The organism is Pectobacterium parmentieri (genome assembly GCF_001742145.1).
GTDB classification, from domain to species: Bacteria; Pseudomonadota; Gammaproteobacteria; order Enterobacterales; family Enterobacteriaceae; genus Pectobacterium; species Pectobacterium parmentieri.
This window is the reverse complement of sequence record NZ_CP015749.1, coordinates 2,257,741-2,270,080: the sequence shown is the minus strand read 5'-3', so window position 1 is coordinate 2,270,080 and position 12,340 is coordinate 2,257,741. Positions and strand designations below refer to the sequence as shown.

At 36.9% G+C, this 12,340-nt stretch carries 19 protein-coding genes; 15 read left to right on the top strand and 4 right to left on the bottom strand.

What is annotated here, in order from left to right; all coding sequences use genetic code 11:
• The first annotated feature begins 116 nt into the window (after nucleotides 1-116).
• The 9 genes from A8F97_RS10135 to A8F97_RS10095 all read left to right on the top strand — a co-directional run bounded on the left by A8F97_RS10135 (nucleotide 117) and on the right by A8F97_RS10095 (nucleotide 3,608).
• Complete coding sequence (locus tag A8F97_RS10135) at nucleotides 117-335, top strand: helix-turn-helix transcriptional regulator (RefSeq protein ID WP_033071273.1); 219 nt, start codon at nucleotides 117-119, stop codon at nucleotides 333-335.
• 32 nt (nucleotides 336-367) lie between these two features.
• The gene (locus tag A8F97_RS10130; RefSeq protein ID WP_033071274.1) at nucleotides 368-682 is read left to right on the top strand and encodes a hypothetical protein; all 315 of its coding nucleotides are present in this window, start codon (nucleotides 368-370) and stop codon (nucleotides 680-682) included.
• An 80-nt stretch (nucleotides 683-762) separates the two neighbouring features.
• Complete coding sequence (locus tag A8F97_RS10125; RefSeq protein WP_033071275.1) at nucleotides 763-1,059, top strand: hypothetical protein; 297 nt, start codon at nucleotides 763-765, stop codon at nucleotides 1,057-1,059.
• Nucleotides 1,060-1,138: 79 nt separating this feature from the next.
• Entirely contained in the window at nucleotides 1,139-1,375 is a 237-nt protein-coding gene (locus tag A8F97_RS10120) for a hypothetical protein (RefSeq protein ID WP_033071993.1), read from the top strand.
• A gap of 39 nt (nucleotides 1,376-1,414) precedes the next feature.
• Complete coding sequence (locus A8F97_RS10115; protein WP_033071276.1) at nucleotides 1,415-1,765, top strand: hypothetical protein; 351 nt, start codon at nucleotides 1,415-1,417, stop codon at nucleotides 1,763-1,765.
• 70 nt (nucleotides 1,766-1,835) lie between these two features.
• Complete coding sequence (locus A8F97_RS10110; RefSeq protein ID WP_033071994.1) at nucleotides 1,836-2,078, top strand: H-NS family histone-like protein; 243 nt, start codon at nucleotides 1,836-1,838, stop codon at nucleotides 2,076-2,078.
• 118 nt (nucleotides 2,079-2,196) lie between these two features.
• Nucleotides 2,197-2,520, top strand: coding sequence for an antibiotic biosynthesis monooxygenase family protein (locus A8F97_RS10105; RefSeq protein ID WP_033071277.1), 324 nt, complete (start codon nucleotides 2,197-2,199; stop codon nucleotides 2,518-2,520).
• The gene (locus A8F97_RS10100) at nucleotides 2,513-2,905 is read left to right on the top strand and encodes an amino acid-binding protein (RefSeq protein WP_033071278.1); all 393 of its coding nucleotides are present in this window, start codon (nucleotides 2,513-2,515) and stop codon (nucleotides 2,903-2,905) included. Before A8F97_RS10105 ends, A8F97_RS10100 begins: the two co-directional genes overlap by 8 nt.
• Before the next feature lies 1 nt (nucleotide 2,906).
• Nucleotides 2,907-3,608, top strand: coding sequence for an ArsR/SmtB family transcription factor (locus A8F97_RS10095; RefSeq protein WP_033071279.1), 702 nt, complete (start codon nucleotides 2,907-2,909; stop codon nucleotides 3,606-3,608).
• A 6-nt stretch (nucleotides 3,609-3,614) separates the two neighbouring features.
• On the opposite strand, the gene A8F97_RS10090 is transcribed toward A8F97_RS10095, so the two are convergent.
• Complete coding sequence (locus A8F97_RS10090) at nucleotides 3,615-4,097, bottom strand: DUF4756 family protein (RefSeq protein WP_033071280.1); 483 nt, start codon at nucleotides 4,095-4,097, stop codon at nucleotides 3,615-3,617.
• A gap of 314 nt (nucleotides 4,098-4,411) precedes the next feature.
• Here A8F97_RS10090 and A8F97_RS10085 point away from each other — a divergent pair, with 314 nt between their 5' ends.
• Nucleotides 4,412-4,684 carry a hypothetical protein gene (locus A8F97_RS10085; RefSeq protein WP_033071281.1) on the top strand — a complete coding sequence of 91 codons (273 nt, stop codon included), beginning with the start codon at nucleotides 4,412-4,414 and terminating at the stop codon, nucleotides 4,682-4,684.
• Nucleotides 4,685-4,828: 144 nt separating this feature from the next.
• On the opposite strand, the gene A8F97_RS10080 is transcribed toward A8F97_RS10085, so the two are convergent.
• Entirely contained in the window at nucleotides 4,829-5,563 is a 735-nt protein-coding gene (locus A8F97_RS10080; RefSeq protein WP_033071282.1) for a helix-turn-helix domain-containing protein, read from the bottom strand.
• A gap of 1,597 nt (nucleotides 5,564-7,160) precedes the next feature.
• Between A8F97_RS10080 and A8F97_RS10075 the strand changes: the two genes are divergently transcribed.
• The 3 genes from A8F97_RS10075 to A8F97_RS10065 all read left to right on the top strand — a co-directional run bounded on the left by A8F97_RS10075 (nucleotide 7,161) and on the right by A8F97_RS10065 (nucleotide 9,243).
• Nucleotides 7,161-7,355, top strand: a complete 195-nt coding sequence (locus tag A8F97_RS10075) for a hypothetical protein (RefSeq protein WP_033071283.1) — start codon at nucleotides 7,161-7,163, stop codon at nucleotides 7,353-7,355.
• Nucleotides 7,356-7,500: 145 nt separating this feature from the next.
• Nucleotides 7,501-8,187, top strand: coding sequence for a hypothetical protein (locus tag A8F97_RS10070; protein ID WP_033071284.1), 687 nt, complete (start codon nucleotides 7,501-7,503; stop codon nucleotides 8,185-8,187).
• Nucleotides 8,188-8,253: 66 nt separating this feature from the next.
• Nucleotides 8,254-9,243: a phospholipase D family protein gene (locus A8F97_RS10065; RefSeq protein ID WP_050512645.1), complete on the top strand. Its 990-nt coding sequence runs from the start codon at nucleotides 8,254-8,256 to the stop codon at nucleotides 9,241-9,243.
• Nucleotides 9,244-9,324: 81 nt separating this feature from the next.
• On the opposite strand, the gene A8F97_RS10060 is transcribed toward A8F97_RS10065, so the two are convergent.
• Both A8F97_RS10060 and A8F97_RS10055 read right to left on the bottom strand, forming a co-directional pair.
• A complete protein-coding gene (locus tag A8F97_RS10060; RefSeq protein ID WP_033071285.1) occupies nucleotides 9,325-9,654 on the bottom strand; it encodes a hypothetical protein in 330 nt (109 codons plus the stop codon).
• A 186-nt stretch (nucleotides 9,655-9,840) separates the two neighbouring features.
• Nucleotides 9,841-10,218, bottom strand: coding sequence for a hypothetical protein (locus tag A8F97_RS10055; protein WP_033071286.1), 378 nt, complete (start codon nucleotides 10,216-10,218; stop codon nucleotides 9,841-9,843).
• Nucleotides 10,219-10,852: 634 nt separating this feature from the next.
• Here A8F97_RS10055 and A8F97_RS10050 point away from each other — a divergent pair.
• Nucleotides 10,853-11,407, top strand: a complete 555-nt coding sequence (locus tag A8F97_RS10050) for a membrane lipoprotein lipid attachment site-containing protein (protein ID WP_033071287.1) — start codon at nucleotides 10,853-10,855, stop codon at nucleotides 11,405-11,407.
• 17 nt (nucleotides 11,408-11,424) lie between these two features.
• Nucleotides 11,425-12,078, top strand: coding sequence for a hypothetical protein (locus A8F97_RS10045; protein ID WP_033071288.1), 654 nt, complete (start codon nucleotides 11,425-11,427; stop codon nucleotides 12,076-12,078).
• Nucleotides 12,079-12,340 lie beyond the last annotated feature (262 nt).

The window sequence follows — 12,340 nt, the reverse complement described above, 5'->3', positions numbered from 1 at the left end:
TCGGGGCTGGTGAACCAACCTCGTTTTTTACAAGCGATATCCATACAATTATTTCCATCAAATCACATACTGAAAAACGAAATATTGAAATATTACGTAAAAAATAGGAGATAAATATGGTTCAAATCGTAGTAAACAAAAAACAACGCCTTATCCGTTTACCAGAAGTGATTAGAAGAACCGGATTTGGAAAGACATGGATTTATACGCTTATTAAAGCCGGACGCTTTCCATCGCAGGTTAAAACGGGTTTAAGGTCTATTGCCTTTATAGAAAGTGAGATTGATACATGGATTGAGAAAATAATTTCTGATTCACGTCCTGTATCTGAATAACAAATAGTTTAATAACAACAAGAGGAAATAAAATGAATAATCAAGAAATGGAAAGTATCAAAGAGTTATCCACAAAAACATTTTATGCTATGACAAAGTATCTTTATGTGGCTGGAATGCTGATATATAAAGATCAAGGAGATCATGAGTTAGTCGCATCTATTATGTTAGATAATAATAGAACGGAATCGTATCTTTCACATGTTAAAGATTATCTGGCTAAGCGTTTTGATGGACATATGGAAGAAGCGGGTAAGAGAGAGAGACTGATTTATGTTGATATGGATAAAGTTATATTGGAAATGAAAAGTGTCCATATAAAGGCATTGCTTTTTGGTATGAGCTAACAACAGCGTATTCGGCCCCGAAAGGGGCTAATAAAAAACACAATGAATTTAAATAAGCATTTAACTATGAGGATATAAATATGTCTAAAGAAAAAATAAGCATTAATAAATCAACCGAACTGTTCTATGAGCTTGCTTGTAGATCGTTTGCCGCAAGCTGGAATATGTTTATGGAAGTTAATGGTGATGGTGACGCCAATGATTATTTGGATGCCCCGGATTTTATGAGTCCATTTATTATCCATGTGATAGACCATATCCAGAACAACTTTGAAAGATTCACTGCCCAAGAAGGTAATAGTGGTGACATTAATCAAGTTAACTTTGAACTGGTCGCTGCCATGTTAGTCGAATATTCAGAAAACTTTAGAAAGTAAAAATAATCCTGCCCCGTAAGGGGCTAACAAAATATATAAAAGGAAAGTAAAAATGGTAAACAACAACGAACAAAGTTCTATGACAAATAAAATGTCTGTAGTTGTAAGCGTGTTGTGTGATGGACCTCCAGAAGTAATGAATACTATTCAAGAGCGTTTTGAAATATTTGTTGCTATTACTGGATATTCAGTAGAAGAAATCATTGATGATAAGAATATACTTGAGGAGTTAAATCGATTTATTAATAACGAGCTAGTAGATGATTTATGGCTAGAGTATAGCTGTGTCATCACAAATATCGGCTATAACAACTAATGTTTTACTGACTATTAACTGAAAAGTAAGGGTGAGAAAATGAAAGAGATTGTATTGAATAGCTATGATAAAACAAAAAATGTTCTTGTTGCTAACATCTTACAAGGATTCTGTGATGAGATATATAATATTCATGAAAGTGATCCTGAAACAGCAATCCATATTATGAGTTGGGGTGAACTTTCAGAAGTTATTTATGATGTGATTATAACTCGTGAGATAATGAAATACTCTATTAAAAATGATGCGTCTGGTATCAATAAAAATGATTTAAAGGATGAAATCTTACATTGGCATCTTGAGCATATCATTGAACTCGTGTTTAAAAATATTAATCAGGATGAAAATCAAGACCCTGTTTATTGGAAGCTGAAAGTGACAGTTGTTTGATTATTCAGATGTAATGAGTATTCCCTCGTAAGAGGGAAATAAAATCAATGATAACACTATGAGGTTTAATATGATTGATGAATTCCACGTTATGTTTATGTATAGAAACATCCAAGCTGAAGCCGCTACTACTGACATCAAAACACTGAACCAGCTTTTGAAGAAGTTCCGTAAAGTGGTAGCGGAGCGACGGGAAGAATACTATCAGGAGATTGGTGAGAAAAAGGCCCAGAAATTGAGGGCCAAGAGATTACAACTGTTGCTTGAGAAAATGGGGTGTGATCGTGTATCACCTGAAGACCTTTATCACTGATACCAGTCATTGCCACAGGTGCTATTGCTGATGACATCCATATTTCGCCCTCCATCGAAGTGTTCAGCACTGAACACGGTACAGTCATACCCGTGTCTAATACATAGAGGGTAGGAATGTGATCGCAGTGCTTTTTGAAGCAGATGTTGTTCCCACACAACAAGTGCGTTATCTCCAGCTTGCTGCTGAATTGAAACCGCTATTAGCCGATATTGATGGTTTTATTTCTATCGAGCGTTTCCAGAGTCTGACAACATCGGAAAAGATATTGTCATTGTCTTGGTGGAGGGATGAAGAGGCCATATTGCTATGGAAACAAAACGTTTTGCATAAGGCGGCTCAGGCGGAAGGACAAAAATCTATCTTCTCTTTTTATCGAATCCGTATTGCCCATGCACTCAGAGACTATTCATCAGAAACCAGAGGTCAGACCGATGTATGACATCCATGTTGTTTTAAAGAATACGCCGGGCGAACTGGCTGCACTGGGGGCGGTATTAGGTCAAAATGGTATTGGCCTTGAGGGTGGTGGCGTATTTACCATTGGAGACAAAGCACATGCGCATTTTCTTGTTGAGAAGGGGGATGCTGCCAAAGCCGTGCTGGAAAACGCAGGATTTCAGGTTGAAAGTGTATGCAGGCCACTGATCCGAAAACTTAAGCAAGAGCGCCCCGGTGAGTTAGGAGAAATTGCGGCAACACTGGCTGAGAAGGGGATTAATATCCTGTGCCAATATAGCGACCATGCAAACCAGCTGATCCTTGTGACTGATAATGATAGAGTTGCCAGTAAAACAACGGAGAAATGGGCTGTCGTGCCTGAGTAATATGTTAAAATACGCTAAGTTAACAGATAGGGGTGATGCTCTGGAACATTCAATGGCAGCTCTGGCGGCTGCCATATCCGATCCTTCCCGTGTAAAAATGCTTTGCGCGTTGATGGATGGACGTGCGTGGACGGCAACAGAGTTAAGTGTGGTCGCTGATATCGCGGCATCAACTGCCAGTGCACATCTGTCACGGTTGGTCAGTGAGGGATTGATTACCTGTCTTTCTCAGGGACGTCATCGTTATTACCGTCTGGCAGGAACAGACATTGCCGGACTGATTGAAAACATGATGGGCGTGTCATGGCGCTCAACATCATCAGCTAAAATAAACACACCTTCATCATTACGGGTTGCCCGGACGTGTTATGACCATTTAGCCGGTGAGATCTCGGTTCATATCTATGATTTTATGATTGCTGAAGGTTGGGTTACGTCAGATGGCGCGTCAATGACGCCATCAGGACAAGAACAGTTCCGAGAGTTAGGTATTATGTCCAAGCCAAAGACACGACGTAAAACGTGCTGTGGCTGCCTTGACTGGAGTGAACGGCGATTTCATCTTGGTGGCGAGGCCGGCGCTGCTTTTTTTACGCATTGTGAGCAAAAAGGGTGGCTAACCAGAATACCGGGGTTCAGAGAAGTAACTATTACTGCCAGTGGGAAAATGGCATTTAAAAAATTATTCGGGCTGAATACATAATACAATTTAAATAGCCATTTTCCTGCGTTTTGTATTCAATGTCCCAAGATCTGATGAGATACTGGAAAGCTGTTCAAGGCTCTGCTCAACAGAACGTTGAAACTCAAGTGCTGCCTCTGTGCGCTGTTTTATAATTAGGGATACAATTTCTTCATCACTTTTTTCTACAATTGCTTTCCCATAAAGCCTACTCTCATAAAATTTATCAAGATCCCCTGATGATTTTGCAGATGTGTTAGCTGTTGAAAAACTGATAGGATTAAGTTCTTCAATAAAAAAATCCATAAGAGATTTTCTCTTTCTATCCAACCTGCGTAGTTCCGTATGGGCTGAGTAATATTCTCTTAGTTTATATTGTGGCACAGAGTCATCTTCACGCAGTCTGAAATATTCTTTTCTATACTCGTCCATTGATGGTTGTTTTTTAAGCTTTTGAACAGTATCAAAATATGCTAATAAATCGCTGTTATCTAATTTTACATTTCTCATAAATACCTCGTTAATAATTTTTGTTATATTTATATGTTAAGGTATATAGAGAAAGTGTCAAATTAATCGGGTAATAAATAAGTGACTTTGTTTTGAGTAAAGCAAGGGGTATTATGTCGCTTTATAATATAAGTGTTATTCATGTTGGCTAGCATATCGTATACATAATAATATAAGATACATCACTACTATTTTTTCACTAGAATCCTCTTGTAAAAAACCAGTACACTTCTTATACTCATAACCGCTATTTGCAGTGGAATATGATACATCCCATAAGAAACTATTATCCAGCTAATTATATGAGGTGATTTATGTCAAATAATACTGTTGGTGGTTGGAGTGCTTTTCGTGATGTTGACAATGCAGATAAGTCGTTCTTTGAATCAGTATTGAATGGGTTGGTTGGCATGAAATACACGCCTATATTTGTGGCGACCCAAATAGTATCCGGGACAAATTATTCTTTTTTATCCAAGGCTATTGGTGCATTTCCCAACGCACAACTAAATATGACGCTGGTACGTATTTATAAACCGTTAAGTGGTGAGGCCCATATTACTTCTATTGAAAAAATAGAGCCTTAAAAATCAAGCGTAATTTGGTTATATGATTTGATATATTAATAATCTGGCAGCTATCTAATATTTTACTGGTTTCTGTCAGATTATTTTAATATAGTGTATGTCAATAATATATTATCTTGGTTATTAATATCTATGATTTCTTATTTAGGAAACGATTTTTAAATGGTTTTCAAAGCTGGTCATGACTTTTCTTGCCGCTTCATTTTCTTTCGTTCGTTTGTATACCTTTCGAGGTTTATCGATCTTGAGACTATTTTTAGCATTAGGAACAGCATTATTCTTTTTCTTCTTACTAAAAATAAAGGCATCCGTATAGATCTCTTTCGTTTCTGTTTCTAAAGCTAGGTTTCGTCTTTCTTGCTTTGAGTAATCAGTATAGTTTTCTGGATATTGTTCGAGCTCCGCATGAAGACCTCTGGCATTACTTAAATGCTCTTTACGTTTCTCATCAAGTTGATGGCTCATACCCTTGGCGAAAATATTCGAGTTAATATACAGGTGTCCATGATGCTCAACGAGTATTCCTTTCTGTTTTAGTTTTTTGAATATGTTTGACATATTACCGGATGCAATATTCAATGCTTTGCAGAGTGATGATTGAGACAGATTGATAAGGTTTCCGAACTCCATGTATTCTAAGATGTAAGTTAATACACGGAATTCATTTTTAGATATATCAAGATCAGAAAAAACACGAAAGTTAGATGTAAAAGCAAAAACATAAGGCTGTGCAAATGAGATTGCTTTATCTTCTTCTGTTGCAATAACAGTAGTTGATTTTATATCTTTGTTTTGCAATAAGTGTCTTGCGATATCAATCTTTTGTTCAGTGGTTAATGTTTCAAATAAGCGAAGTAGTTCAGTGTCATTAGTATTCATATTATTCTCTCTTATAGTTTTTATTCTGTATTTTTAATACTATGCAGAAAAATAAAAGTCAATAGTTAAACTATAAATAAAATAGGACTTTTATTATTATGCTATTGTTATATGTTAAAAAACCTATGTTCAAACATAGATCTTGCTATGTTCGAACATAGGACGGATCTATGTGCGCACATAGGAGTTTGCTATGTTCGAACATAGCAAAAAAAGTTGTGAAGCCTTGATTCTATTGGGTTGGGATAGTGCTTATAATTAAATAATTAGTAAGAAGTTAAGAGAGTCCAGTTTTCCTTTTGCCTTATGTGCAGGGTGTTTTACATGGGAATATGTGGCTTTCTTGATGCTTATTTTCAGCGAAGTGATTGTTTCATACAATCACGAGGCGCTGCTGGCGTTTTAGGAATAGTGTAATTGTTTTCCTTTTATTTTACTGGCGGCTATCGCCGCAATTCTTTATGGATAAATCCATCATTAACAGGGATGAACCCTGTTTCAGCGATGTGATTGTTTTGGACAATCACTAAGCGCTGCTGTTGGGGTTATAGTTTTCCTATGCGTTTAAGAGCAAATGCTATAGCTTTGATGAATTTCTAATTAATATACCAACAAAGGGCGAAGCCATGAGCGAAAGCTCATAAGAAAGGATTTGTTTTTCAATATGAAATTTTAATTAAGTATAAAGTAAATCTGGTATATATAATATCTTAAAAACTAAACCGTACATGAAGTCGTAAGATTAATTATACTATTTCTGCTTTATCGGCTATCGCCGCAATTCTTTATGGATAAATCCATTATTAACAGGGGTGAACCCTGTTTCAGCAATGTGATTGTTTTGGTCAATCACTCAGTGCTGCTTCTCTGAATATAGTTTTCCTATACGTTTAAGAGCAAATGCTATATGTTATCGCGGTAATTCTGTGTTCAAAAAATAAGATCAATTTTATTTTTATGATTAAACGATCTGAAAAAGATCTTTCCTCTTTTTGCTATCAATACTAAAAACGTACTTCATCAAGATAAAAATACATATTTCAGTGTTAGGGCGTAGCCGTGCTCATGAAAACAGGTTCATCGTTTTCGGCAGCACATGAGCGTTAGCTCATAGATGGTGTTGATTTTCAAAAAAGAGTTTTAGTGAAATATAAAGGAAAGCCTCGCAATAAAAAATGCAAATTTCACTCATAAATGACTAATAATATTTAATGTTGAAACCCCATATGGCGATCATAAAAATCGCCCAGTTTATTTTAATCCTCTTGAGTATTATCTCTTACTTCTTGTAAAATTAAATTAAGGAAAAATCGGCCTGTAACCCTTGCGGTATAAGGCTTAGGACGAAAGTATGCGACTGACTGTACGGTCAGTGTTTCTGACTCTATAGTCAGTATTCCTGACTGCGCGGTGAGCTTTCCTGACTTTGCAGTCAGTTTCTATGTCATTTTATAGCTTAAAACGGCAGCTATTTAAATTATTGTCACTGGAATAGTTGCGATATTTAAAACATTTTTACAAAAAATTTGAGATATCATTATTAGTGATGTATTTATGATAAATAACTTGATGATTAATTTTTATAAAAGGAGTGTGTATGAAAAAAATATTTTCCCCCTTGATTAAGGCTGTTTTTGTCGGTGGAACAATTTTAGCCCCAATGGGACATGTTTTAAATCAATTAAATGTTAACCAAGGAGTATCCTTTCTGATAGTAGGAACTGCTGGTATTATTTTGGGATATACAAAGTGGTCTAATGTTGATTTTAATAAGTGCAATACTAAAACATAAGAGGGACTACATTAGCTCGTAAGACAAATATCTTTTCAAAAAAATATTAAAACAATACGGGAAACGTTGTTGTCAAAAAGTTAAATTTGATTTTCATGAAATAAATATGGTATTAAAAAAATAAAACAAAAAGGAAAATCAAAGAATGAATAATATTAAAGTCATTACGCTATTTCACGCTAACAAAAATGTACCATTTATGACCTGTATGGTTAAAGACATTGAAGAAGATAAACACGGAATAAAGCTTATCCTTGAAAACGGGAATAATATCTATGTCAAAGGTTACGATTCTTTCTTCCTGTCTGAATCAGCAAATGATTGTGATAAGGAACGAATGGTAAATGTGTATGGGAGATTGATTTCTGAACTCAGTCAAGTCAGTGAGAAAACAATAAGATCGCTGATGTCAGAAACCAAAGCCTACAACAGCCAGTATCCCAACACACCCGTTAGTGTTTTGGATGATTATTACTATTGCTGCAGGATAAAAGCTAATGCTCCAGATGAATCCGCACTGATGAACGCGCTTGGCCTACAGGATCTACGTGAGGCTATCGCTGAAGATAACTTTTTATCCGAAGTGGAAGCCCTTGGTGGTATCGTGCTTCACTCCGACATGGGCTATCCGGTGCTCGAATACAAAGGTACAGACATCAAAATAGCCATCGAGCCTATAAACCTTGCCCACATGCGAGATCTGACCAATGGCTATGTAGTCATGTTCAGGGACGGTGAGTATGAGCAGGAGATGAAGGGAGATCTCCATGAGGCGTTATCTCTTGCTGTTGATAGGCTTAATATCGCTGTTGTTTTTTATAAAAATAAGTAAAATAAATCAACGTTTTTTAATTATATAAATCTGCTTCGCACAGCAATGATTAATTAGGAGTTATTCGTGTTTATTTCATCATTTGAATATCTACAAGCTGTAAAATCGATCGTGTCTGAAGAGAATGAAGTTCGTGCCGCAGTTGCTTTTTGGGGAAATGGTGCAGATTCAATTTTCACTAACAAAAAAAATAAAAAGGTAAAAATAATCTGTAATTTGGCAAGCGGGGCAACTAACCCAGTAGTCATTCAGAATTTAAGCCTTCTCTCGGGATATGAACTGAGACAACATGATAGGTTGCATGCAAAAGTTATTGTTGGCGATAAAAAAGCTATTGTTGGTTCTGCGAACTGTTCTTCAAATGGTTTAAACTTTGAGGGAGATGAACTGACCGGGTGGGAAGAAGCAGGTATCTTAACAGAAGATGAACTACAAATTTCTAATATTAATAAATGGTTCGATGATATGTGGGAAGAATCAAGTTATATAAGTTTGGTTGATATTGAAGATGCTATGCAAAAATGGAATAAAAAAAGAGCTATGAGATCAACCTCATCATCGATCAAGAAATTTTCTCTTTCGAAAATACCCCGAGCAGAACTCCTTGATAGACCTGTGTATTTAGTCGTGTATCGTGAGGAGTTATCTTACGAAGCAAGAGAAGCATATCATAAATATGATAAGAGTTTCACAGAGCAAGAAAGAAAATATCCTAATAAATTACCTCCTTTATATGAAGGTTGGCCTGAATTACCGGAAGATGCATATTTAATAGATCTGAAATATGGGCCGCGTGATGGATTATACTGCTCAGGTGTTTATATGCGTGTTGGTAATGATATAGAATTTAATTATAGTGATGGTCAAGCGGGTCATCTGGCAATCTGTTGCAAAAAAAATTCCGTCATGGATTATGAGTTCAAAAACAGTGAAAATAAGCTATTTGTTGAAGAAATACGAACTCATTGGGGAAAAATAAAAAAATTAGTCACAGAGAAGAGTGGTGCTAAATGTATTTCACTCCTTGATATCATAGATATATGTAGAAAGAAATAAATCGTGGTTTATATATGGGCGTTCACGCCCATATATATGATGTGTGTATTAATTTACAAACAGATTAAAGTAAGGTTCTATTTATAAATTAGAGCTGACTTTGTTAAAGTATTTCCCGTTGTATTCAAATCCAGATGATAGATTATCTGGATTATATTCTGATGAAATACGATTGTCTTTACTGTGTGTGTCTCCTCTAAATGCTATCTTACTTTTATCACCAAATATAATCTGATAATTTGGTCTAACAAAATCAGGAAAGCCTTTTAAGCCAAATTGTACCTGAAGTACGCCTTCACGAGTCTCCCCATAGGCGCTGGCTGTTTTATTAACATCATATTGATAACCACTCGATGCTGGTGATGCAAAGAAATTTACAAGTTGCTCTTCTGCTATTTTTTTATCAGTCATGAGATTTTCCTCAATAGTTGCATATGCTCTCTTATATTCTGAGCAAGGGGTAAAAATTTAAGCAAAACAGTAAATTTCGTTACGGAAATGTGATTTGTATCTCATTTATTACATATTTTATTCTTTGCTGCCTCATTCTCATTAATTTGGTTCGATTATTGCTTTTCTGGCGTCGTTAACGACAAATTAATCCAACAACCCACGCGAAACCTTACTCGCCGTCTGGCTGAAATTATATCGATCAACAACATTTCCCTTGAACCAGATCTCAAGGGAGTTCATATGCGCCGTGCTGCTGTTCTTAAGCAGGGCCAGACCGGGAATGTAGTTTGAGATCTGAGTCTCGCCTGACATGCTGGAGTAAGACCACATTTCCTGACCATCATTGGTGGCTCGTGTTTGTGGTTCTCCGAATGTGTTAATAACATCTTGCTGGGTAGTTTTCCCCTTAACGATTTTGGTTTTTACGGTTTGTTGGGATTCATCTTTCAGGGATTTGTTGCCGTAAGTAGTGCAAGCGGTAAGAGGTAAGATCACCAACGCAGCAATAAACAGTTTTTTCATGTTAACTCCATATAAACAGTAAACGTAAAAACAGGCGTAAAGAAGCCGGGGCCAGAGGTATATCGAATCTGGCTATATAAATTTGTGTTAATGGCTGGCGAAGAAAGCCGCTTTTCAGAAGCCTATAAGTCTTTTTATCTAATCAGCTAACGGCATCCCTTATGGTTGTTTTCCCTGATGTTGCATTGATAACAGTAACGTAAAGGCTATAGAACCGCTTTTGTAGCAGGTCTTGCGGCCTGTAGTCCCACCTGCTTGAACCTGCGTATAAATCATCCTGTAGTCCTGTCGCTCACTTTATCCAGTAAATATTCATCTAGCAAGAAAATGATCGATAATACGGATCGATAAATTGATATTGATAGATATTATCGATTGATAATGCTTTTTCGATCGGTGTTTTAATTGCTTTAATCGATCGAATATGTAAATAACGATAGTTAACGCCTATCATTATTTTATTTTTGATCGTTACAAACGATATGACGGCTCTTAAAAATAATTGAATCCTATCAATTGGTTAATCAGGTGGTTTTGCCGTGTTATGCCAGTAAGAGCAAGCTTCAACGACTACGGGTGCACAGCAGACAACCTCTACATAACAGCATTTTTGATTATCAGGATGGATAGGAAGATGAAGAAGATTTTACTCGTTACTTGCACAGCTCTTGTTCTGACGGGATGTGGTGAGAAAGGCGATTTTGAGAAAGCGATCAACACGAAAATTTCAAAATCAAAGTTGTGCTACTCACTGCAAAACAATGACTTTGCGTTCAATAAAGGTTTTCCGATTAAGGTTAACCGTGGCTACCGTTCTGCTGGATACAGCGCCAGCGATGAAATCCTGAATGGTCTTGTTGAACAGGGGCTTCTCACTGTTTCACAACAGGCAAATGACTTTAGCAGTGTTGATGTTCTGGAAGTAACAGACAAAGGGCAAGAGGTTGAGTTTTGGGATCGGGAAGACGGTGCTTGTGTCGGTCATCGTGCTGTTGCTGAGATTACAAGCTGGACTGAACCCAGCGAAGGTAATGGCGCTAAAATCACGCAAGTGACCTATACGTGGAAACTTGATGGTGTTCCGAGCTGGGTTGATAAAAATGCGTTCTCTGGCGTTAAAGGAATGGCTGAAACAGAAGAGGCCAAAATTGTTCTGGTGAAGACCAATAACGGTTGGGCCGCTCGGTAATTACAGGAAAAGACGCTATGAACACTATCTATTGGGCGTTTTTCATCGGTCTGCTGATGAACATACCATCATTGGCACCGGTGCTTTTTCTCAAAAAGACACAAAAGAGCGTGAAGGTATCGATGGCGGTCAGGCTTTACCTGCTTAACATTTTCTTGGTGCTGTCGCTGGTGACGTTATCGCAAAATACTACGCAAAAATACGAACTGTTCCCGATATGGCTGGTTATTACTGCTATTGGGCTGTTTGCGGTCACGCTGGTGCCAACGATAAAATTTATACGTAAGTATTTAAGTGTAGGTAAAAGTCGGGCTGTTATCGTCTCATCATTCCTGATTGTCTATGCCATTAGGTTTCATGGCGTGTTTTCAATTGGAAATGATAGTGGATATACGATTAACGGCTACAATACAGTATGGACATTGTTCTTCCTGTTTGCCTGCCTGCTGGCTTATCTTGGTTGTGCAGGGAGTAAAACATATTCTGGTTATTCTGCGTCGTCATCTGCATCGCAACCAGATTATTTTAAGCCGACCAAAGAATATGAGACGCAATCACAGATTGATTACGATATTGCTGTGAAGGGGCGGGGTGTTCTGTCTGATCCCAACCTGAGTATTGTTGAGCAACAGCGCTATCGAGATGCAATTATAAATAGAGGAGATAGTTAACTATATGGCTATATTATTCTAAGCATGTAAAACCGGGTTAAATTCGGCTTTTTTCATTTTCATATCAATATATTTATATTTGATATGATTCATTGAGCTATATTAGTGGAAATTACTTTTCTAAATAACTTCGACATGGATGTTTCATCGTGCGAAGCCAAAGTTGATGAGATATCGTACACTTCCAAGTGTAGCACTATTATGCGAAATTTTTAGTAACTAGATAAAATCCAGTCAAGCGGGTTTACTTAAATAAGATTGA

What these genes read in the sequence shown, in the direction of transcription:
- A8F97_RS10135 (WP_033071273.1), top strand. Translation starts at nt 117, where the DNA reads ATGGTTCAAATCGTAGTAAACAAAAAACAACGCCTTATCCGTTTACCA.
- A8F97_RS10130 (WP_033071274.1), top strand. Translation starts at nt 368, where the DNA reads ATGAATAATCAAGAAATGGAAAGTATCAAAGAGTTATCCACAAAAACA.
- A8F97_RS10125 (WP_033071275.1), top strand. Translation starts at nt 763, where the DNA reads ATGTCTAAAGAAAAAATAAGCATTAATAAATCAACCGAACTGTTCTAT.
- A8F97_RS10120 (WP_033071993.1), top strand. Translation starts at nt 1,139, where the DNA reads ATGACAAATAAAATGTCTGTAGTTGTAAGCGTGTTGTGTGATGGACCT.
- A8F97_RS10115 (WP_033071276.1), top strand. Translation starts at nt 1,415, where the DNA reads ATGAAAGAGATTGTATTGAATAGCTATGATAAAACAAAAAATGTTCTT.
- A8F97_RS10110 (WP_033071994.1), top strand. Translation starts at nt 1,836, where the DNA reads ATGATTGATGAATTCCACGTTATGTTTATGTATAGAAACATCCAAGCT.
- A8F97_RS10100 (WP_033071278.1), top strand. Translation starts at nt 2,513, where the DNA reads ATGTATGACATCCATGTTGTTTTAAAGAATACGCCGGGCGAACTGGCT.
- A8F97_RS10095 (WP_033071279.1), top strand. Translation starts at nt 2,907, where the DNA reads ATGTTAAAATACGCTAAGTTAACAGATAGGGGTGATGCTCTGGAACAT.
- A8F97_RS10090 (WP_033071280.1), bottom strand. Translation starts at nt 4,097, where the DNA reads ATGAGAAATGTAAAATTAGATAACAGCGATTTATTAGCATATTTTGAT.
- A8F97_RS10085 (WP_033071281.1), top strand. Translation starts at nt 4,412, where the DNA reads ATGTCAAATAATACTGTTGGTGGTTGGAGTGCTTTTCGTGATGTTGAC.
- A8F97_RS10080 (WP_033071282.1), bottom strand. Translation starts at nt 5,563, where the DNA reads ATGAATACTAATGACACTGAACTACTTCGCTTATTTGAAACATTAACC.
- A8F97_RS10075 (WP_033071283.1), top strand. Translation starts at nt 7,161, where the DNA reads ATGAAAAAAATATTTTCCCCCTTGATTAAGGCTGTTTTTGTCGGTGGA.
- A8F97_RS10070 (WP_033071284.1), top strand. Translation starts at nt 7,501, where the DNA reads ATGAATAATATTAAAGTCATTACGCTATTTCACGCTAACAAAAATGTA.
- A8F97_RS10060 (WP_033071285.1), bottom strand. Translation starts at nt 9,654, where the DNA reads ATGACTGATAAAAAAATAGCAGAAGAGCAACTTGTAAATTTCTTTGCA.
- A8F97_RS10055 (WP_033071286.1), bottom strand. Translation starts at nt 10,218, where the DNA reads ATGAAAAAACTGTTTATTGCTGCGTTGGTGATCTTACCTCTTACCGCT.
- A8F97_RS10050 (WP_033071287.1), top strand. Translation starts at nt 10,853, where the DNA reads ATGAAGAAGATTTTACTCGTTACTTGCACAGCTCTTGTTCTGACGGGA.
- A8F97_RS10045 (WP_033071288.1), top strand. Translation starts at nt 11,425, where the DNA reads ATGAACACTATCTATTGGGCGTTTTTCATCGGTCTGCTGATGAACATA.